This is a genomic window from Prevotella sp. kh1p2, assembly GCF_900111525.1.
Classification (GTDB): Bacteria; Bacteroidota; Bacteroidia; order Bacteroidales; family Bacteroidaceae; genus Prevotella.
Genome location: NZ_FOHY01000015.1, coordinates 48,122 through 73,495 on the forward strand (window position 1 = coordinate 48,122; position 25,374 = coordinate 73,495).

General features: G+C 57.1%; 18 protein-coding genes and 1 tRNA gene. 12 read left to right on the forward strand and 7 right to left on the reverse strand.

Annotation, left to right across the window (positions count from 1 at the left end; genetic code table 11):
* Nucleotides 1-19: 19 nt before the first annotated feature.
* The 4 genes from BMW31_RS09790 (at nt 20) to sucD (ending at nt 4,385) form a co-directional block, all read left to right on the forward strand.
* Nucleotides 20-559: an RNA polymerase sigma factor gene (locus BMW31_RS09790; RefSeq protein WP_091824903.1), complete on the forward strand. Its 540-nt coding sequence runs from the start codon at nt 20-22 to the stop codon at nt 557-559.
* A complete protein-coding gene (locus BMW31_RS09795; RefSeq protein ID WP_091824906.1) occupies nt 556-1,809 on the forward strand; it encodes a porin family protein in 1,254 nt (417 codons plus the stop codon). The genes BMW31_RS09790 and BMW31_RS09795 overlap by 4 nt, the downstream gene beginning before the upstream one ends.
* A 473-nt stretch (nt 1,810-2,282) precedes the next feature.
* Nucleotides 2,283-3,422, forward strand: a complete 1,140-nt coding sequence (gene sucC / locus BMW31_RS09800) for an ADP-forming succinate--CoA ligase subunit beta (RefSeq protein ID WP_091824909.1) — start codon at nt 2,283-2,285, stop codon at nt 3,420-3,422.
* 90 nt (nt 3,423-3,512) lie between these two features.
* A complete protein-coding gene (gene sucD / locus BMW31_RS09805) occupies nt 3,513-4,385 on the forward strand; it encodes a succinate--CoA ligase subunit alpha (RefSeq protein ID WP_091824912.1) in 873 nt (290 codons plus the stop codon).
* A gap of 99 nt (nt 4,386-4,484) precedes the next feature.
* On the opposite strand, the gene BMW31_RS09810 is transcribed toward sucD, so the two are convergent.
* The 3 genes from BMW31_RS09810 to BMW31_RS09820 all read right to left on the reverse strand — a co-directional run bounded on the left by BMW31_RS09810 (nt 4,485) and on the right by BMW31_RS09820 (nt 9,551).
* On the reverse strand, nt 4,485-5,003 hold the full coding sequence (locus tag BMW31_RS09810) for a porin family protein (protein ID WP_091824915.1): 519 nt from the start codon (nt 5,001-5,003) through the stop codon (nt 4,485-4,487).
* A gap of 296 nt (nt 5,004-5,299) precedes the next feature.
* Complete coding sequence (locus tag BMW31_RS09815) at nt 5,300-5,899, reverse strand: porin family protein (RefSeq protein ID WP_091824918.1); 600 nt, start codon at nt 5,897-5,899, stop codon at nt 5,300-5,302.
* 193 nt (nt 5,900-6,092) lie between these two features.
* The gene (locus BMW31_RS09820) at nt 6,093-9,551 is read right to left on the reverse strand and encodes an AAA domain-containing protein (RefSeq protein WP_091824921.1); all 3,459 of its coding nucleotides are present in this window, start codon (nt 9,549-9,551) and stop codon (nt 6,093-6,095) included.
* Between the two features lie 191 nt (nt 9,552-9,742).
* Between BMW31_RS09820 and BMW31_RS09825 the strand changes: the two genes are divergently transcribed.
* Nucleotides 9,743-10,210, forward strand: coding sequence for a nucleoside deaminase (locus tag BMW31_RS09825; protein WP_091824924.1), 468 nt, complete (start codon nt 9,743-9,745; stop codon nt 10,208-10,210).
* Nucleotides 10,211-10,440: 230 nt separating this feature from the next.
* On the opposite strand, the gene BMW31_RS09830 is transcribed toward BMW31_RS09825, so the two are convergent.
* From BMW31_RS09830 to BMW31_RS09840, 3 genes are all read right to left on the reverse strand, one after another.
* Nucleotides 10,441-11,829 (reverse strand): MATE family efflux transporter, encoded by a 1,389-nt coding sequence (locus BMW31_RS09830; protein ID WP_091824927.1) that lies wholly within the window; start codon nt 11,827-11,829, stop codon nt 10,441-10,443.
* A gap of 698 nt (nt 11,830-12,527) precedes the next feature.
* The gene (locus BMW31_RS09835) at nt 12,528-13,172 is read right to left on the reverse strand and encodes an FKBP-type peptidyl-prolyl cis-trans isomerase (RefSeq protein WP_091824930.1); all 645 of its coding nucleotides are present in this window, start codon (nt 13,170-13,172) and stop codon (nt 12,528-12,530) included.
* A 2-nt stretch (nt 13,173-13,174) separates the two neighbouring features.
* On the reverse strand, nt 13,175-14,716 hold the full coding sequence (locus BMW31_RS09840; protein WP_091824934.1) for a glycine--tRNA ligase: 1,542 nt from the start codon (nt 14,714-14,716) through the stop codon (nt 13,175-13,177).
* A gap of 361 nt (nt 14,717-15,077) precedes the next feature.
* Here BMW31_RS09840 and BMW31_RS09845 point away from each other — a divergent pair, with 361 nt between their 5' ends.
* The 4 genes from BMW31_RS09845 to BMW31_RS09860 all read left to right on the forward strand — a co-directional run bounded on the left by BMW31_RS09845 (nt 15,078) and on the right by BMW31_RS09860 (nt 19,942).
* Nucleotides 15,078-17,915, forward strand: a complete 2,838-nt coding sequence (locus tag BMW31_RS09845) for a DNA gyrase/topoisomerase IV subunit A (protein ID WP_091824938.1) — start codon at nt 15,078-15,080, stop codon at nt 17,913-17,915.
* On the forward strand, nt 17,893-18,717 hold the full coding sequence (locus tag BMW31_RS09850; protein WP_091824940.1) for a DUF3316 domain-containing protein: 825 nt from the start codon (nt 17,893-17,895) through the stop codon (nt 18,715-18,717). Before BMW31_RS09845 ends, BMW31_RS09850 begins: the two co-directional genes overlap by 23 nt.
* Nucleotides 18,714-19,730 (forward strand): S41 family peptidase, encoded by a 1,017-nt coding sequence (locus tag BMW31_RS09855; RefSeq protein WP_091824944.1) that lies wholly within the window; start codon nt 18,714-18,716, stop codon nt 19,728-19,730. The genes BMW31_RS09850 and BMW31_RS09855 overlap by 4 nt, the downstream gene beginning before the upstream one ends.
* 127 nt (nt 19,731-19,857) lie before the next feature.
* A tRNA-Leu gene (locus BMW31_RS09860) sits at nt 19,858-19,942 on the forward strand.
* Nucleotides 19,943-20,352: 410 nt separating this feature from the next.
* Here the strand turns inward: BMW31_RS09860 and BMW31_RS09865 are convergent.
* Complete coding sequence (locus BMW31_RS09865) at nt 20,353-21,366, reverse strand: aspartate-semialdehyde dehydrogenase (RefSeq protein WP_091824947.1); 1,014 nt, start codon at nt 21,364-21,366, stop codon at nt 20,353-20,355.
* A 191-nt stretch (nt 21,367-21,557) separates the two neighbouring features.
* Between BMW31_RS09865 and BMW31_RS09870 the strand changes: the two genes are divergently transcribed.
* The 3 genes from BMW31_RS09870 to BMW31_RS09880 are packed head-to-tail and all read left to right on the forward strand — an operon-like array spanning nt 21,558 to nt 25,246.
* Entirely contained in the window at nt 21,558-23,687 is a 2,130-nt protein-coding gene (locus BMW31_RS09870; protein WP_091824950.1) for a cation:proton antiporter, read from the forward strand.
* 39 nt (nt 23,688-23,726) lie between these two features.
* Entirely contained in the window at nt 23,727-24,410 is a 684-nt protein-coding gene (locus tag BMW31_RS09875; RefSeq protein ID WP_091824953.1) for an ABC transporter ATP-binding protein, read from the forward strand.
* Nucleotides 24,407-25,246, forward strand: a complete 840-nt coding sequence (locus tag BMW31_RS09880; RefSeq protein WP_091824957.1) for a CvfB family protein — start codon at nt 24,407-24,409, stop codon at nt 25,244-25,246. The genes BMW31_RS09875 and BMW31_RS09880 overlap by 4 nt, the downstream gene beginning before the upstream one ends.
* Nucleotides 25,247-25,374: the final 128 nt, after the last annotated feature.

Here is a 25,374-nt window from a genome sequence, read left to right on the forward strand (position 1 = left end):
GCGAGGCACGTTCGTAGACATGACGGAGCAGCAGATACTGAAGGCATGGAAACATGACAGCCGCGGAGCGATGAGGGCGCTCTACGACTGCTATGCGGGCTGTGCATGGACGGTTGCACGCCGTTATCTGGCCGACGACGGCGACGCGGAGGACGTAATTCAGGACTCGTTCCTCAAGGTCTACGACCACATAGGCCGCTTCAGCTACCGCGGCGAGGGCTCACTCAGGAGCTGGCTCATGAGCATCGTGGTCCACGAAGCCATCGACCTGCTCAAGCGCAGGCAGCGTTTGGTGTTCACGGAGCAGCCCATCGAGACCGGCGAAACGGCCGACCCGCAGCCTGCCAACGTGCCCATAGAGGCGCTGCTGGCCATGATACGCCGCCTGCCTGCGGGCTACAGGGCGGTATTTAACCTCTACGTGTTCGAGCAACAGAGCCACCGAGAGATTGCCGATACGCTCGGCATCAAGGAAAGTAGCTCGGCTTCTCAATTCCACAGAGCCCGGAAAATGCTGGCTCAGATGATAAACGAATATACGAAAACAAAAGAACGATGAAGCAAGACTGGACAGATGAACTCAGAAAGCGGATGGGCAGCCATCACGCCGAGGCGCCGGCAGAACTCCGCGCGCGGCTGGATGCTGCCCTCGACGAGCACCTGCGCCGCCGTGCCATGATAGTGCGGCTGCGCCGGTTGCTGGCCGCTGCCGCCGTGGTTGGCGTCATCTCGCTGGGCGCGGTCTGGCTGTTGCCGTCGCAGCAGGAGCCCGTCGTGGGCCACAAGGCCGGCGGCCGGCAGCCGGAGCAGCCTGTTCCGGCCCCTTCATCGTTGCCGAAATCAGATACCGGCGCACCCGTGCAGGACGGTTCCCCGCTCCTGGCCAGGCTGCACGAAGCCCTCACCCGGCGCGCGGCAGCCGTGCAGCCAAGGGCTCCGCAGCATGCTGCCGACGGCCGGCAGGAGCCCCTCTTGGCGCAGCAAGGCAGCGGGCACGACAGCCGGAACACGCCCGGCGGCCAGCCGGAAGCCACCCCCGTGCAGCCCGAAGGCCACGAACAGAGCCGCCAGAAGCCCCAACGCAGCCAGCCGCAACCCGCCGGCACCACGACTGCCTACGGCTACAACCGTACACGGAGGCCTGCCGAGGGCGCGCGATGGAACGTTGACCTCTACGCCCAAAACGGCTACAACAGCAGCATGGGGGCACTGAACCAGACGGGAGTGCGCATGAGCAACGAGCTGCTGGCAAGCTACCAGCTGGCCAAACCGGCCTTGCGCGCCGACCAGCAGGAAACCGTTTACCTTGCCGGCTACAACGAGCAGACCAAGCACAGGCTGCCGCTTACGGTGGGCGTAACGGTGAGCTACCGCCTCAACGGGCGCTGGGCGGTTGAGTCGGGTGTGGTGTACAGCTATCTGTCATCAGACTTTACGCAGGTTATGCGCGATGCCCAGGTAACGCGCGAGCAGCGCCTGCAGTACGTTGGCGTGCCGCTGGGGCTGCGTTACACGCTGTGGGACAGCAGGCATCTCAGCGTCTACGCCACGGGCGGAGGACAGGTAGACTTCAACGTAAAGGCGCAGTCGGAAACCGGCGGCGTGAAGACCGGGATGAAGAAAGACCGTCCGCAGTGGTCGGCCCAGATGGGTGTGGGCGCGCAGTACAACCTCAACAGCCAGATTGGTGTGTACGTGGAGCCGGGCGGCAAGTACGAGTTCAACAACCACAGCGGCATCCGGAGCGCCTGGACCGATAAGCCCTGGAACCTGAACCTCAAGGTGGGACTGCGCTGGAACATCAAGTAAGCCCGCACTGCAAGCAGCATCGGGCAGCCTGCGGCAAACCGCCGGGGCAGCATCAGGGCCCTGCCGTCTGCTCCGCCAAGGAGAGGTGGCAGGGCTTTTTTCGGCCTCCGGGGCAGAGGGTGGCATGCGGCAGTTTGGGCGGAGCTATGCTTCGGGGCGCTTGATGCTATCGGTCAAGGAGCTTGAAGGTATCGGTCAAGGAGCTTGAAGGTATCGTTCAAGGGGCTTGAAAGGCACCTTCAAGAGCGTCGTTTGTATCTATCTGAAAATCAACAACTTACGAAATGCGTTTTTGGAGCTCATCTGATAGCCTGCGGCAGGCTCGTTTCCGTGCCGCCGGTACGCTGTTAACGCAGCGGCGGCAGCGGCCGGCGGAATTTTAAGTGGCGGCAGGATAATCTTTCGTTTTTTTCTTTTCACATTCCGAAAAAAGCCTTATATTTGTGCCATTGTTCTAAACTAATGTTATTACTATGAAGGTTCATGAATACCAGGCAAAAGCTTTTTTTGCAAGTTATCAACTACCCGTTGACCACAGCATCCTGTGCCGTACCGCCGACGAGGCCGTAGCGGCATTCCGACAGCTGGGCACCGAGAAGGCCGTAGTCAAGGCGCAAGTGCACACCGGAGGCCGGGGAAAGGCCGGAGGCGTGAAGGTTGCCACGGGCGAAGAGCAGGTGCGGCAGTATGCCTCGCAGATTTTAGGAATGAATATCAAGGGCTTCACCGTTGACAGAGTTCTCGTTGGCGAGGCCGTTGACATTGCATCGGAGTTCTATGTGAGCATACTCATAGACCGCAAGAGCAAGTCGCCGCTCCTCATGCTCAGCCGAGAAGGCGGCATGGACATAGAGCAGGTGGCGCGCGAAACACCGGAGAAGATAGAGAAAATAGCCATAGATCCGCTCGTGGGCATGACCGACTATCTGGCGAGGGAGGCTGCTTTCAAGCTCTTCGACGACATGCAGCTCGTTAAACAGGCCGTGCCGGTGTTCAAAAACCTATACCGCCTCTTTGTTGAAAAGGACGCCTCGCTGGCCGAAATCAACCCGTTGGTGGTCACGAAGGACGGCCGGCTGAAGGCCATTGATGCCAAGATGACCTTCGACAACAATGCCCTGTACCGCCATCCCGACGTGTTCGAACTCTTTGAACCCACCGACGACGAGCGCAAGGAGCAGGAAGCCAAGGACAAGGGGTTCAGCTACGTGAACCTGGGTGGCACCATAGGCTGCATGGTTAACGGTGCAGGACTGGCCATGGCCACCATGGACATGATTAAACTATATGGCGGCGACCCGGCTAACTTCCTCGACATAGGCGGCTCATCGAACCCCGAGAAGATTGTGGAAGCCATGAAGCTGCTGCTCAGCGACAAGCATGTAAAGGTGGTGCTCATCAACATCTTCGGCGGCATTACGCGCTGCGACGACGTGGCCCAGGGCCTCATCGAGGCCTTCCGGCTCATCAAGACCGACGTTCCTATCGTCATCCGGCTTACCGGAACCAATGAGGCAGAGGGCCGCAAGCTGCTCGAAGGCACCCATTTTACAGTAGGTACAAGCATGGCGGACGCCGGACACAAGGCCGTGGAGCTGGCCGGCAAGCTGTAGGAAGCAGCCCTCCGGCGGCCCTGCTGCCAAGGAGCACGGGCCGCGGAGAAAGGTAAATAACTGATTATTGATGATTAAAGACAATTTGAAATGAGCATACTGATAAACAAGAATACCCGACTGATTGTTCAGGGAATAACCGGTCGCGACGGCAGCTTCCATGCTGCCAAGATGAAAAACTACGGTACCAACGTTGTTGGAGGCACCTCGCCGGGCAAAGCCGGGCAAACAGTAGAGGGCATACCCGTGTTCAACACCGTGAAGGATGCTGTGCGCGCAACGGGTGCCAACACCTCTGTTATCTTCGTGCCGGCACCCTTTGCCAAGGATGCCATGATGGAGGCAGCCGACGGAGGCATCAAACTCATCATCTGTATCACCGAAGGCGTGCCCGTAATTGACGCCGTCGAAGCCCAGCGCTACATCCGCATGAAGGGCGCACAGCTGATAGGTCCCAACTGTCCGGGCCTCATCTCGCCCGATGAAAGCATGGTAGGCATCATGCCGACCAACATCTTCAGGAAAGGCGGAACGGGCGTCATCAGCCGCAGCGGCACGCTGACGTACGAGGTGGTGTACAACCTCACGCAGGCCGGACTGGGCCAGTCAACGGCCGTAGGCGTAGGAGGCGACCCCGTGGTGGGCCTCTATTTCGAGGATTTACTGCAGATGTTTGAGGACGATCCAGATACTGACAGCATCGCGATGATAGGCGAGATAGGCGGCGATGCAGAGGAGCGAGCCGCCCGGTTCATCAAAGAACACGTCACCAAGCCCGTTGCCGTGTTCGTTTCCGGCCGCCAGGCGCCCCCGGGTAAGCAGATGGGGCACGCCGGAGCCATCATATCAAGCGGCTCGGGCACCGCTGCCGAGAAGATTGCTGCTTTCGAGGCAGCAGGCGTACCGGTAGCAAACGAGACCAGCGAGATACCGGAACTGCTGAAAAAACAGCTGAACCGGTAACGTGAAAAGGCTCTCTACCCGCTGGGGTAAAGAGCCTTTTCTTCGTTTGGTGGAATAAACCGCCCGCTCCTGTCGGGGCAGGCAGTATGGCCGGTGGCCTTACTTGAGATTGAACTTGTAGCCTACCGTGAACTGGAACACGCTGTTCTTGCTGTCTGCCCAGTCAGCTACTTTGGTCACGCCGAAGTTGTAACGGGCGTCAAACACAAAGCGGTTCACTTCGTAAGAGACACCTACGGGGATGGCCAAGTCAACGGATTTGATGCCCGAAATATCGTCATCGCTTACGTTAAAGCCCGGTTGAAGACCCAACTTAACGGCCAGTCCGCGCGTTACATACACGTTGGCCAGGATGGGAGCATTGATGTAGTTCAGCTTGGCGTCGTCTTCACCCTGCATGGAGTACAGTGCACCGGCGGTCAGACTAAAGATATCAGTGAGCTGGAACTCAAATTCAGCACCCGTGACGAGGCCTATACGCGAGTCGCCCGGGGAGTCCGTGAGGTCTGCTACATTGAGTCCGATTTTAGGTTGGATAGTAATGGAACCAACCCTGTGCTGTGCGAAAGCCGTTACTGATGCCAACATCACCACTGCCATTAATACAATCTTCTTCATAATTCTCTGTTCTTTTTATAATGTTAATATTCTTGGACCTGACGGTCCGTTACCTTTAAAATTTTAATACCTGTGCAAATATAAGCCTATTTTTCGTTGTAACAAGTGTTTTTTTAATTAAAATTGTTTATTTAAAGTATTTTATATCTACGCCGGAGCCTGTCAGCACGGCGCCTGAAGGGCATGAACAAGGAGCTTGAACGGTACCTCTTCCGGAGTGCCCGTAAATAAACGGAAAGTCCGCCTGCCTCTCCTTGCGGAGCGACAGGCGGACAGCTGTGTATCAAGAGCTTGTTTTAGAGGTCGAACTTGTAGCCGAGCGTAATCTGGAAAACGCTGTTCTTAGCGTCCGAACCGTCAAATACTTTGGTCAAGCCCCAGTTGTAACGGGCGTCGAGCACTACGTTGTTGTACTCGTAAGACAGGCCTACAGGGATGGAGAAGTCTACCGACTTGGCGTCGAGTTCAGCCTTCTCGTCAACATCACCGATAACGGTCTTGCCGCTGAAGGTCTGCTTGCTGTTCACGTTAAAGCCCGGTTGGATGCCCAGCTTCACGGCCAGCCCCTTCACGACATATACGTTGGCCATGATAGGTACGTTGATATAGTCGAGCTTGGTGGTTGTTTTGATGTTCTGTTTCAGAATAGTCCGGTCATACTTAGAGCCCTGCATGGAGTATATAGCGCCACCGGAAAGGCTGAAGATGTCGCTTACCTGATACTCTAACTCGGCTCCGGCGGCCAGTCCTATACGTGAGTCGGCGTTGTCGAGTTCGGTCAGGTTAGCCACGTTCATGCCAACCTTGGGCTGCAGAGTAAACGAACCTACAGCGTGCTGAGCACTTGCTGCAACTGATGAGAGCAGTACTACTGCCATTAACATAATCTTTTTCATCATTCAAAAGTTTTTATTAAGTTCATGTTTTTAGGGCTTCATCGGCCCTGTTGTTGTTTCGTTTCAACGGGTGCAAATATATTTCGAAACTTTGAAAGCCACAAGGGTTTTGCAAAAAAAATACTTAAAACAGGCCATTTATAGGGAAACAGCACCCTTAGTAGGGTGTTTTCCCCCGCCTGATAGGGATTTCCTATACCTTATTAATATAGCCCCCGCGCTGGCGGATGTGGGCTATCAGGGCGGCAAAGAGCGCGTTACGGCCCAGCAAACGGGGGTTCCCGGTCAGTATGAGCTGCTTGCGGGCCCGCGTAATGGCTACGTTGAGCTTGCGGTCTATGGTGTGTCCGGCCTCAACGAAGCTGTTGGCGGTCAGGAAATCGAGCTGGTAAAGGTGCTTGATGGTGAAGGAGTAGATGATGATGTCGCGCTGGCTGCCCTGGTAACGCTCCACGGTATCGATGCTGATGCGTTCCAGCTGGGGCGTCCCAAGCCGCTCTATGTGCTTGCGTATCATGGCTATCTGGTTGCGGTAGGGCACGATTACGCCCACTGTACGGTCGGCATCGAAGGCCTGTCCGTAAAATCTGTGGATGCGGCGGAGCATGTCGGCCACGATGGCAGCTTCCTCTTCGTTCACCTTGTCGCCTGTTCCGTCAGTCTCATCACTGGCCGACGGGATGAACAACAGCCGGTTGCTCTTGAGCCGCTGGTCCATTTCGTCCTCGGCGGGGAGCGTGTAGGGCAGCTCCGTTTCAAGCTGATGGGCCAGCGGAACGGGCTCCAGACGCTCGCTGAAGTAGAACATCCGGTTCGGAAACTCGGCTATCGCGGGGTGCATGCGGCCCTGTTTGCGCAGTATTCCGATAAAGTCGGTGCGGCCGCTGCGCTGTTCCGTGCGGATTAACCGCTCGAAGAGGGAGTTCCGGCAGTTGTCAAGACCGATGCCGAGCAATAGCGACTCGCTCACTGCCGACTCCCTTTCGTCCTGCTGAACCACTGCAGGCAGCTGCTTGTAGTCGCCTATGAGGATGAATTTGGCTATGTTCTGGGGGGTGGTGGGTGATGGGTGATGGGTGTTAAGGGCTGGGTGATGGGTGATGGGTGATGGGTGATGGGAAGCCAAAAGGCCGATGATGTTGGGTTCGAGTATCTGACTGGCCTCGTCGATGATGGCCAGGTCGAAGCGTTTAAGCGCGAAGATGAACGGCCGGGAGACAAGCATGGAGGTGGTGCTGACGATGACCTGCGTTGCCAGAATGCGCTCGCGCAGGGCTTCGAGGGTAGGATGCTCGGCCACGATGCTGCCTATCAGATGGCTTCGGAACTTGCTGTCGCACGAGAACTCGTTGCCTATGCGGATGAAGTTGATGCCTGCCAAGACCAGCATATCGCAGATTTCGTCCACTGCCCGGTTGGTGTAACTCATCAAAAGCAGTGATGCAGCGCTGCCGCGTGAGGCCAGCGCCTCCCTTACCATGAACTGCAGGGCCATCGAGGTCTTGCCTGTGCCGGGCGGGCCCACCAGCAGGAAGTAGTCAAGAGCTTGCTTGGCACGCAGCAGCATGTCGTCGTAATCGGCACTGTAGCTGCGGGTCAGCGTGCGCGAGGCATCCCTCCGCGGCTCGCGCTGGCCCAGCAGGAGGTCGCGGCAGGGCTGCGGTGCCGTCATCAACTCGTGCAGGGAGAACACTGCGCTGCTGCCTCCGGCGTCGCTGCCGGCATGCTCTATGGCGAAGAGAGGCTTGAAGCCGGCTGCCGAAAGCGGCATTCGCTCTATCACGTCGGGGTTCTGCAGGCCGTCGGTAAGGTGGAGCGTGAGCGTTGCCGTATGTATTTCTTCCATCACGGCCTTGTACAGAAAGCTCTTCCTCACGTCGGGTTCTTGTCCCGGTCGGTAGGCATAGAGGTACACCATGTCGCCGGGACGGAAGTTGGGCAGGAAGTCTTCGCCCTGTGCAGGTACGCTCAGCGTGAGGGTATCGTAGCCGTTGAAGCCGCTGCTGCGTTCCTTCCGGCTGATGGTGAGCCCGGTGTAGATGTTGCCGGAGTCGCGTTTCTCGGCCGTGGGCATGCTCCACAGGTCGGCCATGCTGGTGCCCTGACTGCCCGGACCGCCCGTTTTGGCCACCACGAGTTCGGCCGTCACGAAGCGCATCATGCGGCAGAAGTAGGCCCGTTCCAGCTCCGAGAGGTGCTGCAGGGGGGCCGTCACGGCCTCCAGTTGCGGCCGGAGAAAGGTCTCGTAGAAGTATCCTTGCATGCCGGCAGTGTTCAGCGCGGCCGGCGTAAGTGCGGGCAAGAGGGCCTCCATGCCCTCTTGGGCGATGCAATACTCGCCTGCCACGATGCGGTTACGCAGTTTGATGGCCTCGTAGAAGAGCTCATCGTAGGCGTGTTCTTCGATGAGTCCGCGCTCCAGAGGATAGCGGGAGTACATGAGATAGCTGTCTACGTGCTCCTTGCTGACCCCGAAGTTGTAGCGCAACACGCCCAGGTAGAGCAGCATCTGCACGAAGTGCTTCTCCAGATGCTGTGCTCCGTGGTTGCTGAAGTTGCGCTCTATGTAGATACTCTTGCCCGATTTCTGCTCTACCAGCAGCCGGAGGTCGGTCGTAAGGAGGTCTACGCGCCCCTGGAGTCCCAGCTTCTCGCATACAAAAGAGGGCTCCAGCAGCGCCTGCCTGCGGTCGTGAGAGCGGAAGAGGTCGGCCGTCATCAGCCTGATGTTCTCCACCTGGCGGGCCGCCTCGGCCTTGAAAGCCACCGGGTCCAGGTCTTCGCAGGTGGCGTACTCCATCGCTTTCTCCCTGAAGTTGCTCCTCACGGTGTCCTGCATGTCGTAGCGGGGGTTGTTGATGATGTCGTCCAGCGCGCTGCCGGCAAAGTTTCCGAGCACCGTGTGGCGGGTGTTGGGCTTGGCCTTCATGCGGTTCACGGTGTAGAGGAGCGGATGGTGGCCGTAGTCCTCGAAGCAGGCAGCCAGCGCGCTGATATCTATCAGGTAGTCTGGTTCTGCCACCACGAGCCTGGGTACGAGCCTGCGGCCGGCCTGCTCACAGCCCAACAGGTTCAGTTGCATGCCTTCGCGCAGCAGGCGGGGCAGGTAGCTCAGGTCTGCAAACTGTCTGCGGTTGGCTATATCCACTTCGATGGTGGTGTGCGCGGCGTCGATGTCGGCCTCTGCCGTAATGGTCTGGCCGTCCCAACTGCGCACGATGCAGCGCACGCACTGCAGGTCCAGCTTCAGCCCATGCCTCTCCTCGGGCGCGAAATGAGGGATGCGCCGGGCCACATCGGCCGGGATGGCGGTGCTGAACACGGCCGAGACGAGCCTTGCCACCGCCCCCGCGGCCTGCAGAGCCTGCCTGCAGGTCATGGGTTCGGGGCCTTTTGACTGCCTCCGGGCGGCTTGCAGGGCCGTGCGGTCGGGCTGCGGGAGGTGGAAACGGGTACAAACCTTGTCAACCTGCGTGATGAGTCCGCCCATGGCATGCCGCTCCCCCTGCAGTCCGGCCTGGCAGACAAGCTGCAGGGTCTCGAACACCAGGTGGTTGAGCAGCGTGCCCCCGCCGTCGCAACTGTCGGCAATGAGCGCCACCCTGTCGTAGAGTTCGCGTGCGGTAATATTGCTGTTGGGGTTGTTTTCCATCCGTTTTGCCATGCTGAGAGGGCAAAGATACGAAAAAACAAACGAAAAGCCTTCGCCATGTCTCAATAAATCGCTATCTTTGCCCACGGTGTATGGAATTTGCGCATGCGGGCAGCAGGCCGCAGGCCTTGTTGCCGTGCGCACTCCGGAAACCGCATTGCTATCAGCAGAACCTAAGCTAACAAAAATAAATGGATAAGAACGAATTGATGCGAAGGGCAATAGCTCTGAGCGAAGAAAGCGTGAAGAACGGCGGCGGACCATTCGGGGCAGTCATTGCCCGCAATGGGGCAATCATAGCCGAGGCCAGCAACAGCGTGACCACCGACCACGACCCGACGGCTCATGCCGAAGTTAACGCCATACGGAAAGCCGCATCCAGGCTGGACACCTTCGACCTCTCGGGCTGCGAGATATACACAAGCTGCGAGCCGTGCCCCATGTGTCTGGGCGCCATTTACTGGGCTCACCTGGACCGCATCTACTATGCCAACGACCGGAAGGACGCTGCACGCATCGGGTTCGACGACGACTTCATCTACCGCGAGATAGCCCTCAGCCCCGCCGAGCGGCACAAGAAGATGGAAATTCTGCTGCCCCAGGAGGCCCGCAGGGCGTTCGAAATGTGGCAGCAGAGCGCCGAGAAAACCGCCTACTGACAGCACCCGGCGGGCTGCTCGTTGCGGGCCGTTTTCCCGGAGCTATGCTTCAAGCCTCTTGATGCAGCCCTTCAACGCCCTTGAAGGTATCGTTCAAGGGGCTTGAAGCATAGCTCCGCCGCAGCGCCCGTAAACAGGCGCCGTGCCGAGGGAGCACCAGGCGTGCTGCCGAACGAAGAATTACAGCTTGAAATACAGAAGTTGCGGGGAGCCGTGAGCTCTCCGTGAGGCTACTCTGTGGCGTGTGCCACGGAGAACCCTTTCATCCACTTGCCGCTGAAAAGGCGGATGAGGAAGAGCGTGCCGCGGAACGTCAGTTCGCACGCCATGGCTATCCACACGCCCCGCAGACCGTAGTGAGGGGCCAGGAGGGCGGCCGTTGTGAGGCGCACAAACCACATGGAGAAGAGGTTTATCATGGCAGGGCGCAGCGTATCGCCCGCACCTATGCACACGCTTGCTGTCACGATGGCGGCTGCAAAGAACGGTTCGGCAAAGGCCTCGATGCGCAGCACCTGGGTTCCTAACTGCCTGATGCCCTCTACGGGCGAGAGAACACCAATCATCTCCGGGGCAAAGATGTACATCACCACACCCATGAAAGTCATCACGAGCATGCCGATGCCCACCGTCATGTAGGCAAAGTTCTTGCACAAATCGAGCCTGTTGGCGCCGTGGGTCTGGCCAACGAGCGTGGTGGCAGCGTCGCCTATGCCGTAGCCGGGCATGTAGCAGAGGCTCTCAGCCGTAATGGCAAAGGAGTTGGCGGCTATGGCGATGTTGCCCAGAGGTGCCACAATGAGCGTACTCACCACCTGGGCACCGCTCATCAAGAACGACTGCACGGCTATGGGGAGGCTTATCTTGAGCGCGTTCTGCACGTAGTTCCAGTTCCACCTGAAGCGTTCGCGGTCCAAGTTCAGCGCCAGTATCTTGCTTCGCCACATGGCCATGTAGGCCATGGGCATGGAGGTGGCAATGTAGGCGCAGGCCGTTCCGATGGCTGCTCCCATCACTCCCAGGTTCAGGATATAGATAAAGAGGTAGTTGAAGATGACGTCGAACACGCACATCAGTATGCTCAGCACGCTCGGCGTGTGCATGTTGCCGGCGCTCTTGAGCATCGACGCCGAGAGGTGAAACAACATGACGAAGGGCAGAGTGAGCGAGTAGATGAGGAAATAGCGTGAGGAATCGGGCGCTATGTCGGCCCCGCCGCCGAGCCAATAGGGCAAGGGAACGTGGATGCCTACGCCGATGGCGCATATCAACACGCTGACCACGGCGCCGCAAGTGAGCCCGTGGCGGAACACCTGGCGCGCTTTGATAAAGTCGTTGGCACCGATGAAGTGAGCCACCTGCACCGAAAAGCCCATCGACAGGGCACCCATCACGCTGCCCATGAGCCAGGTGGTGGTTTCTATCAGGCCGATGCTGGCCGACGCCTCGGCACCCAGATGGCCTACCATGGAGGCATCGATGAAGAACATCAGCACGTTGGTAATCTGCGCAAGCATAGAAGGAATGCTCAAACCGATTATCAGACTGAGTTTATCTGCATTCGTCAGAGGCCGTCCCTCACGAATACTGGCCAGTAAAGCGTCGCTCTTTTTGCTCATATTATCCCTTGAATTGCAAAGGTACTACTTTTTAAACATTGCCACAAACATTAACCCCATAATTGCCAAAGATTGTTGGCAGGCCGGCCTAAAGCTACGAAAAAAGGCAACCCCACTGATGTGGGATTGCCTTCCTCATATTCAAATTCTATGTTCTCTCTTATTAAATGGGGCTACCACTGTTCCAAGTTGTCTGCCCACATGGCAATTGCGGCGTAGGCCACAAACATGCCCAAAATCAATGTCATACTCATAATTTTTCCTTTCTTCTAATGATTATCCTGAAAAAGACGTTGTCTCACGACGGGTCGAATTCCTCTTTTACCTATACCTATCTTATCGTTGTCCCTTCTACAATCTTTAGTTTACCTTACAACTAACACCTTTTCCTGTTACAATCTTTATTTACCTTGCCTAATACCTTTACTCTCTTGTCAATCCTGAAGCTCTTTGTTACCTTGTTCTAATACCTTTGTTAATCCTGACTTCTTACCTTACTAACAGCCTATTGTTTCCTTTTGACGATGCAAAGATACAACCATCTGGCGTATCACGCAATACTTCGAGCCCGCTTTTTGCCAAAAACGGCCTTCTTCTTGACCTATATCAAAGATTTGTGTGCGTACACAACAACCGTTTGTACCTATTATATAATAAGAAGCGGAGAACCAACCAAGTGTCAATTCTCCGCTTACCGTTTACTCTGTTATCCATCTTCCGGCCTTTGCCTGTGCACCCGGCACCGTGGCATCGGGGCGGAAGTAGCTGTCGAGAGTTATGTCGAAAACCAGCGTGGAATATCCGGGAATGCCGCCGCTCGATGAACCCGTCGTGCCGTAACCCAACTGGTAAGGGATGTAAACGAGCCAGTGGTCGCCGATGTGCATGTTCATCAGCGCCGTTGCAAAGCCGTCTACGTTTTGCGAAACTAACCGTGTAGACGGCTTGGCGGTCTGCGGATTGAACTCTCCCGACCAGCTCTGGTCGAACACCAGCCCCTGGGTGTAGGTCTTGGAGGGCAAGAGCCGGCCCTGATAATGCACCCGCACCGAGTCCGTATAGAGCGGGCTGCCCGAGCCGGTGCCGCTCTTGAGCACCTCGACCACGATGTTGTCGAAGTTGTGAGTGGCCACTCCGTCGTTGAAAGACCAGTTACGAATAACCTTCAAGCCCTGACTCGAGGCCGAGGAATAGAGGTTGTTGAAGTACGTTTCGTTTTTGTTCTGCCAGTCGGCGAACTCGTTTTCGTCGTCGTTCGTCTCCGAGCAGGAGGCCAATCCGGCAACTGCGGCCAGGGCGAAGCACGTTGCCGCGAGGGCGTTATGTATGTACCTGATGTTCATGATTACTGCAATTTCTTTAATAAAGAGGTGATGCTCACGCGGTCTTCGATAATGGAGCGCAGGCTGCTCACGTCTACCCGCTCCTGCTCCATGGTGTCGCGCGAGCGCAGTGTGACGCGGTTGTCCTTCAGCGTGTCGCCATCTACGGTTACGCAGAACGGCGTTCCGATGGCGTCCTGGCGGCGATAGCGCTTGCCGATGGAGTCCTTCACCTCGATGTGGGTATTGAAGTGGAACTTCAACTGGTCTGCTATCTCCTGCGCCTTCTCGGGCAGTCCGTCCTTGTTAACTAAGGGCAGGACGGCACACTTTACCGGAGCCAGCGCCTCGGGCAGCCTGAGCACCACGCGCGAAGAGCCGTTTCCGAGATCTTCCTCGGTATAAGAGTGGCACATCACGGAGAGGAACATGCGGTCTACACCGATGGAAGTCTCCACGTCGAAGGGTGTGTAGCTCTCGTTGGTGTCGGGGTCGAAGTATTTAATCTGCCGCCCCGAGAACTTCTCGTGCTGCGAGAGATCGTAGTTGGTGCGTGAGTGTATGCCTTCTACTTCCTTGAACCCGAAGGGCATGTTGAACTCTATGTCGGTGGCGGCGTTGGCATAGTGGGCCAGTTTCTCGTGGTCGTGGAAGCGGTAGTTGTCGTTACCCATGCCCAAGGCCTTGTGCCAAGCCATGCGGTGTTGCTTCCAGTACTCGAACCACTCCATCTCGGTGCCGGGCTTGCAGAAGAACTGCATCTCCATTTGTTCAAACTCCCGCATGCGGAAAACGAACTGACGGGCCACTATCTCGTTGCGGAACGCCTTGCCTATCTGGGCGATGCCGAAGGGCAGCTTCATGCGACCGGTCTTCTGTACGTTGAGGTAATTGACGAATATACCTTGTGCCGTCTCGGGCCGGAGATATATTCTGCTGGCGCCATCGGCGGTAGAACCAACCTCGGTAGAGAACATGAGGTTGAACTGACGCACGTCGGTCCAGTTCTTGGTGCCGCTGATGGGGTCGGCGATACCTTCGTCGAGGATAATCTGCTTCAGCCCTTCAAGGTCCGGACCCTGCATGGCCTGGGTGTAGCGGGCATGCAGAGCGTCGCGCTTCTGCTGGTGTTCAAGCACCCGGGGGTTGGTTTCACGGAACTTGACTTCATCGAACGCCTCGCCAAACTTCTTGCTTGCTTTGGCCACCTCCTTCTGTATCTTCTCGTCGTACTTGGCTATCTGGTCCTCGATGAGCACGTCGGCACGGTAGCGCTTCTTGGAGTCGCGGTTGTCGATGAGCGGGTCGTTGAAAGCGTCAACATGCCCCGAAGCCTTCCACACCGTTGGGTGCATGAAGATGGAGGCATCGATGCCCACGATGTTGGAGTGCAAGAGCACCATGCTCTTCCACCAGTATTCCTTGATATTGTTCTTCAGTTCCACGCCGTTCTGTCCGTAGTCGTAGACTGCGGCGAGGCCATCGTAAATCTCACTGCTGGGAAAGACGAAGCCATACTCCTTGCAATGGCTCACTATCTTCTTGAAAACATCTTCTTGTGCCATAATCTCTTTTAATTCGATTTTTGCCTGCAAAGATAAGGTTTTTTGGCGAATTAAAGCGCATGGCGCGCGTTAAAATAGAGTAAATAGCGCCGCCCGGCGGGTTGGGAAGACGCAACTGAGGGGGCTGACCGGCCGGCTTGCGGGGCTTGAATGGGGTGAGCGGGAACTTTCGACACTTGTCGCACAATCATTTGACAGGTGTCGCACAATCGTGCGACAAGTGTCGAAAGTTCGCAAAGCATATCTCCGGGGAGACGCTTTAACGCTCCCGGGGAGCCGAAAACGCCCAAAGGCGGTTGATTTTTTTGCCGTCTCGAAAAATTATCTTATCTTTGCAAGGATAATTTGAACCGCACTCAATATGAAGGACAACGACAAGCATACAGACGACGAGACAACGGGAAGGGAACTGCCTGCCGACGATGCCGGCCTGAACGGGGCCGACGGCGGGGCTGCAGAGACCGCTGACGAGGCATCGGCAGCCGAAGAGGCCGGCGATGCCGACACCGACCGGCACTCTGACTACACACCTGCCAACAGGTTCGATGCCTCGGCCGTGCACCACCTATCGGGCATGTACAAGAACTGGTTCCTCGACTATGCCAGCTACGTGATACTGGAACGTGCCGTGCCTCATATAGGCGACGGACTGAAACCCGTGCAGCGGCGCATCCTGCACACCATGAAGCGTATGGACGACGGCCGCTACAACAAGGTTGCCAACATAGTGGGCGAAACCATGAAGTTCCACCCCCACGGCGATGCCTCTATCGGCGACGCCCTCGTGCAGCTGGGACAAAAGGACCTGCTCATCGACACCCAGGGCAACTGGGGCAACATACTGACCGGCGACCGCGCCGCAGCACCACGCTACATCGAGGCCAGGCTCTCCAAGTTTGCACTCGATACGGTGTTCAACCCCAAGACTACAGTGTGGCAACTCTCCTACGACGGGCGCAACAAGGAGCCCGTCACGCTGCCCGTTAAGTTCCCCCTGCTGCTTGCACAGGGCGCAGAAGGCATCGCGGTTGGCCTGAGTTCGAAGATTCTTCCGCACAACTTCAACGAGATATGCGATGCGGCAATCAGCTACCTCAAGGGCGAGGAGTTCCATCTTTACCCCGACTTTCCCACCGGGGGAGCCATTGACGTGAGCAAATACAACGACGGACAGCGCGGCGGAGTTGTCAAGGTGAGGGCCAAAGTGGAGAAACTGGACAGCAAGACGCTGGTTATCCGGGAGATTCCTTTTGGCAAGACGGCCGAGAGTCTGCAGGACTCAATCCTCAAAGCGGTAGACAAAGGCAAGATAAAGGTGCGCCGCGTGGACGACATGACGGCCTCGGAAGTGGAGATACAGGTGCATCTGGCGCCCGGAGTGAGCTCCGACAAGACCATTGATGCACTCTACGCGTTCACCGACTGCGAGGTTAACATCTCGCCGAACTGCTGCGTCATAGAGGACAACAAGCCCTGTTTTCTCACCGTGAGCGACATGTTGCGCCACTCCACCGACAGCACCATGGGGCTGCTGCGCCAGGAGCTGCTCATCCGCAAGGGCGAACTGGAGGAGCAACTCTTCTTTGCCTCGCTCGAAAAGATATTCATCGAAGAGCGCATCTACAAGGACAAGAAGTTCGAGGAGGCCAGGAACATCGACCTCGTGGTGCAGTACATAGACTCACGGCTGGAGCCTTTCAAGCCGTCGTTCATCCGCGAGGTGACGCGCGACGACATCCTTCGGCTGCTCGAAATCAAGATGCAGCGCATCCTGAAGTTCAACAAGGACAAGGCCAACGACCTCATTGCGCGGACCAAGAAGGAGATAGCAGGCATAGAGCACGACCTGAAGCACATGACCGATGTTACCGTTAACTGGTTCAGCTACTTAAAAGAGAAGTACGGAAAAGCCTATCCGCGCAAGACCGAAATCCGCTCCTTTGACACCATAGAGGCAACTAAAGTGGTGGAAGCGAACGAGAAACTCTACATTAACCGGCAGGACGGGTTCATCGGAACGGGCCTGAAGAAGGACGAATTCATCAGCAACTGCTCCGATATTGACGACATTATCATCTTCTACAAGGATGGTAAATACAAGATAATACGCGTTGCCGAGAAGATATTCGTGGGCAAGAACATCCTCTGGGTGCAGGTTTTCAAGAAGAACGACAAGCGCACCATCTACAATGCTGTGTACCGCGACGGCAAGCAGGGCAACTATTACATGAAGCGGTTCAACGTTACCAGCATGACGCGCGACCGCGAGTACGACCTCACGCAGGGCAAGCCGGGCTCGCGGGTGCTGTACTTCACGGCCAATCCCAACGGCGAGGCAGAGGTCATCAAGGTAACTCACGAGCCCAACCCGAAGCGCAGGAGCGACCACATCTTCATGGAGCGCGACTTCTCCAAGGTTGCCATCAAGGGCCGCGGGGCCAAGGGCGTGCTCCTGACCAAGCGCCCCGTGCACCGCATCTCGCTAAAGAGTCACGGCCATTCTACGCTCGGCGGCCGCAAGGTTTGGTTCGACCCGGACGTCAGAAGACTGAATTACGAGGAGCACGGACGCTTCCTCGGCGAGTTCAACGATACCGACTCCATCCTCATTATCCTTGCAAACGGCGACTTCTACCTCTCCGATTTCGACATCAACAACCACTACGAGGACAACATCCGCACCATAGAAAAATGGCTTCCGGAGAAAGTCTGGACGGCTGTTCTCTTCGATGCCGACAACCAGAACTATCCTTACGTGAAGCGGTTCCTCATGGACGCCACCAAGAGACACCAGAACTACCTCGGCGAAAACCCTGACAGCAGGCTCGTGATGCTTACCGACCAGCCCCACCCTCGCATCAACGTAACCTTCGGGGGCAACGATGCAAGCCGCCCGCCAATGGAAATCGACCTCGAAGAGTTTATTGCCGTAAAGGGCTTCAAGGCCAAAGGCAAGCGCCTCTCTACATGGGAGATTGACTCCATTGAGCTGCAGGAGCCGGCTCCGGAACCCGAAACCGAGGACGAAGAAGCCGACGACAGCCACGAGGGAGACGACGAAGAACAAGCTACAGAACCCGTTACGGCCGAGCCGGAAGAGAACTTCGACCCCGATGCAGGCAAAAGCGAGGAGCAGGTAGCTAACGAAATAACCGGTCAACTTGATTTGTTTGCCGATGAAGACCTTGAGAACAATTAGCCTCTGTGCCCTGCTCACGCTGCTTGCTGCTGCCGTGAGCGCACAGGAAACGGCGCAGCAAGCCCGCACCATCACCAATGCAAAGATGCTGGGCGTGGCCCATGCCAACATTCTTGACACGTATCTGTCGCCCGAGGAGTATGCAGGCCCCGAGCTGCGCTACATCTCCCACACCGTGAGGGAGAAGGAGCACAGCCGCCTGATGCGCGAAATCATACACCAGGGCAGCTTTGCCTACACCGACAACCGGGCGGGCAAGGGCCGCGAGATGGCAGGAAGCTACAACTTCCAGTACGGCTTCCACTACCGTGCTCTTGACATGCAGCTGGGCCCGGGACAGCTTACGCTCAGCGCGGGGGGCAATGCCGACCTCAATCTCGGCTTCATCTACAACACCCGCAACTCCAATAATCCGGCCCAGGCCCGCGCCTTTTTCAACATCACTCCTACAATGGTGGCCGCTTACCGGTTCACAATAAAGAACCACCCTCACACCTTGTGCTATGAACTCGGCGTGCCGCTGTTGGGAGTGATGTTCTCTCCAAACTACGGACAGTCGTACTACGAGATTTTCTCCGAGGGCAACTACGACCACAACATCGTGCCAACAGGCCTCTGGAATGCCCCGAGCATGCGCCAGCTGCTTACCTACGACTTCCCCCTTTGGCACGCCACGGTGCGCGTGGGCTACCTGGGCGACTACCAGCAGGCCCGCGTAAACCACCTGAAAAACCACATCTACACCCACGCCCTGGTGCTGGGCATCGTCCGGAAGTTCAGCTTAGCCAAGCTCCAACCATGAAAACGCTCCGCTCACTTCTCGCTTTCGGCCTCATGCTCACGGCCCTTTACCTGACCACTTCCTGCGTTCAGGAAGACGAATATGCCAACAATCCGCAGGGCAACTTTGAGGCCCTGTGGCGCATTATGGATGAGCATTACTGCTTCTTCGAGCAGAAAGGCGTCGACTGGAACGAGGTGCACGACCGCTACTCGCGCCAGATTGACGCCGGGATGAGCGAAACGCAGGAGTTTGAAGTGCTTACCAACATGCTGGCCGAGCTGAAGGACGGCCACGTGAACATCTATTCAAGCTTCGACGTGGCGCGCAACTGGAGCTGGCAGGAGAACTATCCGGCCAACGTATCGGACACACTGCTGCGCAAATACCTCGGCACCGACTATCGCATCTCAAGCGGAATGCGCTACCGCATGCTCGATGACAACACCGGATACCTGCGCTGCAGCTCCTTCGAAGGCGCGATGGGCGAAGGAAACCTGGACGACATTTTCTCCTACCTGCTGCCCTGCAACGGCCTCATCATCGACCTGCGCGGCAACAGCGGCGGCATGATAACCAGCGCCGAGCAGCTGGCCGCCCGCTTTACCAACGAGGAAACGCTCGTGGGCTACATGCAACACAAAACCGGAAAGGGGCACTCCGACTTCTCCGACATGGCCCCGCAGCGCATCAAACCCTCAAAAGGCATACGCTGGCAGAAGCCAGTCGTGGTGCTTACCAACCGCCAGGTGTACAGCGCGGCCAATGAGTTCGTGAAGTACATGAAGTGCTTTCCGCTCGTCAGCATCGTAGGTGACAGAACCGGAGGCGGCGCCGGCATGCCCTTCTCCAGCGAGCTGCCGAACGGCTGGGGCATACGTTTCTCGGCCTGCCCCATGTACGACGCCGACAAGCAGAGCACCGAGTTCGGCATCGACCCCGACCACCACGTGGCCTTGTCGCAGGTAGATTTGCTCATGGGTTACGACACCCTGATAGAATACGCCCGCAACCTCATCCGCCAAAAGCCATAGACCGCCCGCCCCATTGCAGGCCCTCCGCAGCCCTGCTGCCATGCGGCAGCCGCCGCCGACATGGCCGCAAATTTAGCGATAAATATTTGGCCGTGAGGCAAAAAAAGGCTAACTTTGCACCCGCAAAGCGCCCGTGGCGGAATTGGTAGACGCGTTAGACTTAGGATCTAATTGTTCACGCAGTGCAGGTTCGAGTCCTGTTGGGCGCACCACAACAACACAATGATGATGAAAGCGTTATGAGAAGCGGCGAGTTTCTCATAACGCTTTTTCTTTATCCCTTGCTTGCAAGGGGGCAGAAAGGGCGCCGGCGGGTGCCGGAAGCGGCAGGGTTGAGGGGCTGAAGATGGTTATCGGGAACTTTCGACAAGTGTCGCACATATCTGCGACAGGTGTCGAACAATCGTGCGACACTTGTCGAAAGTTCGCGATAGATACCTTCAAGCTTCCGGAACGGGGATTTCGGAGACCTGAAACAAGACGAAAAGGAGGGTGGAAAGACAGATTCCGCGACGATGAGGATGCCGTTGCTGCCGGCTGCAGCAGGCGAGTGAACGCAGAAAGGCTTGGCTGCCGGAGCGGGTTCCGGTGCAGCCAAGCCTTTGTCATCCTGACGATGCAACTACTTTACGTTGCCTGTCTTGAGCAGATATTCGGCTATCTGCACGGCGTTGAGTGCCGCGCCCTTGCGTATCTGGTCGCCGGTGAGCCAGAGGGTCATGCCGTTGTCCGAGGCCAAGTCCTTGCGCACGCGGCCCACGTACACGTCGTCGTGGCCGGCGCTCTCCAGCGGCATGGGGTAGATGTAGTGCTGCGGGTCGTCTTTCAGGGTAACGCCGGGGGCTTTGGCGAGGGCCTGGCGCACCTCCTCTACGGTGAGGGGGCGCTCTGTCTCGAACCATACGCTCTCCGAATGGGAGCGCAGCGACGACACGCGAACGCAGGTGGCCGAGGTGCGGACGTCGCTGTGCATAATCTTGCGCGTCTCGTTGAACATCTTCATCTCTTCCTTTGTGTAGTCGTTCTCGGTCATTTTGTCAATCTGCGGAATGACGTTGTAGGCCAGCTGATGGGGGAACTTGCTCACCGTTTTCACCTCTCCTGTCTCCACCATCTCGCGGTATTGCTGCTCCAGTTCGCGCATGGCGGCCGCTCCGGCGCCGCTGGCGCTCTGGTAGCTGGAAACGTGTATCTTCCTGATATGCGAGAGGCGGTCGATGGGGTTGAGCACTACCACCATCATGATGGTGGTGCAGTTGGGGTTTGCTATGATGCCGCGGGGGCGCTGCAGGGCGTCGTCGGGATTGATTTCGGGCACCACCAGGGGCACGTCGTCGCACATGCGGAAGGCGCTGCTGTTGTCTATCATCACGCAGCCGTGGCGGGTGATGGTTTCTGCAAACTCCTCGGAGGTGCTTCCGCCGGCCGAAACGAAGGCGATGTCGATATCCTTGAAGTCGTCGTTATGCTGCAACAACTTGACCTGATAGTCCTTGCCGCGGAAGTTATAACTGCGTCCGGCGCTTCGCTCCGAACCAAAGAGAACCATGTCATCCATAGGGAATTCGCGCTCTGCAAGTATGCGGAGGAACTCCTGACCCACGGCACCACTGGCGCCAACGATTGCTACTTTCATTTTAGACTCTGATGTTTTAAAATACAATTATCAGTTGCAAAATTACAAAAATATCATAACTCACAACCCTCAATCATCAACTTTTTAGTACCTTTGCACAAAAATAAGGAGCCGCTGCAGCCTCTCCGCGGAGCCAGCTCCGTGCGGGCAAGAGGGTGCAACCACTCTGCGAACCAAATACCGGAGCCCAGATGTTCGACATATCCCGTTACTTTCCCATCACTGACCCTACGCTGATATTCTTCGTAGTGCTGCTGATTATCCTGTCGGCACCTATCATCATGGGCAAGCTCCGCATTCCCCACATCATCGGAATGGTGCTGGCGGGCGTGCTGGTGGGCAGGTACGGGCTCAACATCTTGCAGCGCGACGCCTCTTTCGAGCTGTTCGGAAAGGTGGGACTGTACTACATCATGTTCCTGGCTGCACTGGAGCTGGACATGGAAGGGGTACGTAAGAACATGGCGCGCATGACGGTTTTCGGGCTGCTCACGTTCCTCATTCCCTTCTGCCTTACGTGGTTCATGGGTATCCATCTGCTCCATTACTCCATGATGGCATCCCTGCTGCTGGCCTGCATCATGGCTTCCAACACGCTCATAGCCTACCCCATTGTGGGCAGATACGGCATACAGCGCAAGCCGAGCGTCATGTTGAGCGTCGGTTCGTCGATGATTTCGCTGCTGCTGGCACTGGTTTTCCTGGCTACTCTTGTGGCTGCCAACGGCAACGAGGCCGGTTTTTCGTTCTGGGTGCTGTTCATCCTCAAGTTTGCCCTGTACTGCGCAGGGCTCATCTGGGCCATTCCGCGGCTCACGCGGTGGTTCCTCAGGCGCTACAGCGACGCCGTGATGCAGTTCATCTTCGTGCTTTCCATGCTCTTCCTGAGTGCCGCCCTGTCGGAGATGATTGGCCTGGAAGGCATCTTCGGAGCCTTTCTCTCGGGTCTGATACTCAACCGCTTCATCCCTCATGTATCTCCGTTGATGAACCGTATCGAGTTTATCGGCAACGCGCTCTTCATCCCCTACTTCCTCATCGGCGTGGGTATGCTCATCAATGTGCGCATTCTGTTCCAGGGAGGAGGCATCCTGTGGGTTGTGTTCTGCATCGTGCTGTTCGGCACCTTGGGCAAAGCCATCGCGGCTTACGTGGCCGCCATGCTGTTCCGCATGCCCGTATCGTCGGGCAACATGATGTTCGGCCTCACCTCGGCCCATGCCGCCGGCGCCATTGCCATGGTGATGGTGGGCATGAAACTGGAAACTTCGCCGGGCCATTACCTGGTGAGCGACGACATGCTCAACGGCGTTATCATCATGATTTTGTTTACTTGCATCATCTCGACGCTCGTTACCGAGAACGCCGCCAAGCAGATTATCCTGCGCGACAAGGAGTTTCCGAGCAACGAGGAGCCCGACAAGGACGACGAGCGAGTGCTCATTCCGGTCAAGTATCCCGAGTATGCAAACCGGCTGGTGAACCTTGCCATCCTGATGCGCAACCCCAAGTTGAGCAACAACATGGTGGCACTGAACGTGGTGTACGACGACATGAACATGCGCAAGAACCAGGAGGCGGGCCGTCGCATACTGGACATGGTGACGCAGTATGCCGCAGCTGCCGACGTGAAGATGGCCACCCAGGTGCGCATTGCGGCCAACATAGCCAACGGCATCAAGCATGCGTTCAAGGAGTTTCAGGCTTCCGAAATCCTTATCGGCATGCACATGCACCGCAATGTGTCGCCTAAGTTCTGGGGAGAGTTCCACCAGAGCCTCTTCAACGGACTGAACCGGCAGATTATCATGGCCCGACTGAACCAGCCGCTCAGCACTTTGCGGCGCATACAGGTGGCCGTTCCGTCGCGCGCCCAGTACGAGCCGGGCTTCTACCGCTGGCTGGAGAGGCTGGCAAGGCTGGCGGAGAACCTGGAATCACGTATCCAGTTCCACGGCCGAACGGACACACTGGCCCTCATCAACGAGTTTATACGGAACCGGCATGCCGACGTCAGGGCCGAATACATCGGCATGCAGCACTGGAACGAACTGCCTAAGCTGGCCGGAACGATAGCCTCCGACCACCTCTTCGTGGTGGTTACGGCGCGCAAGGGAACCGTTTCGTACAAGTCGGCGCTGGAGAGCTTGCCCGACGAAATCACCAAGTACTTCAACGGCAAGAACCTCATGATTATCTTCCCCGACCAGTTCGGCGACGCCATGGACACCATGACCTTTGCCGAACCGCAGCATCAGGAGGAGCAGAGTGCCTACGAGGTGCTGCGCGACTGGCTGCACCGCAAGCTGCGCAGGCCGTAGGACGGCTGCCGCAAACAAAGAACGAAAACATCAAGAGATATGATAACAATCAGCAATATCACCAAGAGCTTCGGCTCGCTGCAGGTGCTCAAGGGCATAGACCTGCAGGTACGCAAGGGCGAAGTGGTGAGTATCGTAGGCCCGAGCGGTGCCGGCAAGACCACTCTCCTGCAGATTATGGGCACGCTCGACAGGCCCGCCGGCGGCCGGATAGAGATTGACGGCACCGACGTGAGCCAGCTCTCGACCGACAGGTTGAGCGACTTCCGCAACCGGCATCTGGGCTTCGTGTTCCAGTTCCACCAGCTGCTGCCCGAGTTCTCGGCGCTGGAAAACGTCATGATACCGGCCTACATTGCCGGCAGCTCGCACGCCCAGGCCAAGAAGCGGGCCCTGGAACTGCTGGATTTCATGGGACTGAAGGACCGCGCCAACCACAAACCCAACGAGCTCTCGGGCGGAGAGAAGCAGCGGGTGGCCGTGGCCAGGGCGCTTGTTAATAACCCCGCGGTCATCCTGGCCGATGAACCATCGGGCTCGCTCGACACGAGGAACAAGGCCGAACTGCACCAGCTGTTCTTCGACCTGCGTGACCGCTTCGGCCAAACCTTCGTCATCGTGACCCACGACGAGGGCCTCGCGGCACTCACCGACCGCACCATACACCTCAAGGACGGCCTCATTACCCACACCACAACACGCCAAGACAAGGAGGAAATATGAACACCATCAAGCTGGGCGACTACAACCGCCTGACCATTACGAAAGAAGTTGACTTCGGACTCTACCTCGACGGTGGCGACGAAGGCGAAATCCTGCTCCCCAAGCGATATGTACCGCAGTCGTACCGGATAGGCGACGAGCTGGAAGTTTTCATCTACCTGGACCAGGACGAGCGGCTCGTGGCCACCACGGAGACGCCGCTGGCCAAGGTGGGCGACTTCGCCTATCTGGCCTGCTCGTGGGTGAACGAGTACGGAGCGTTCCTCGACTGGGGGCTCATGAAGGACCTCTTCTGCCCTTTCCGCGAGCAGAAACGCCGCATGGAGATAGGCCAGAAGTACATCGTCTACGTGTACATTGACCCCGAAAGCTACCGCATCGTGGCCTCGGCCAAGGTAGAACACTTCCTCTCCGACGACTTTCCGCCCTACCGGCGCGGCGATGCCGTAGACCTGCTGATATGGCAGAAGACCGAACTGGGCTTCAAGGTGATAGCCGACAACAGGTTCCAAGCGCTGGCGTACGATGACCAGATATTCAAATACGTGCACACCGGAGACCGCATGCAGGGCTACATTGCGGCCGTGAGGCCCGACGGCAAGATTGACGTAACCCTGCAGCCCGCCGGCCGACAGCAGACACTCGACTTTGCAGAGGTGCTCCTCCAATACCTCAAAGACAACGGCGGCTTCTGCGATTTGGGCGACAAGAGCGACGCGGAGGACATCAAGCGCCGCTTCCAGGTGAGCAAGAAGGTGTACAAACGGGCCGTAGGCGACCTCTACAAGCGCAAGCTCATCAGCATCACCGACGACGGAATACATCTCCTTAGTTAGGGAATTGATAATTGATAATTGATAATGGACAATGGATAATTATGATTAGTTATAATTGAGAATTGATAATGGACAATTGATAATTATGATTAGTTATAATTGAGAATTGATAATGGACAATTTATAAT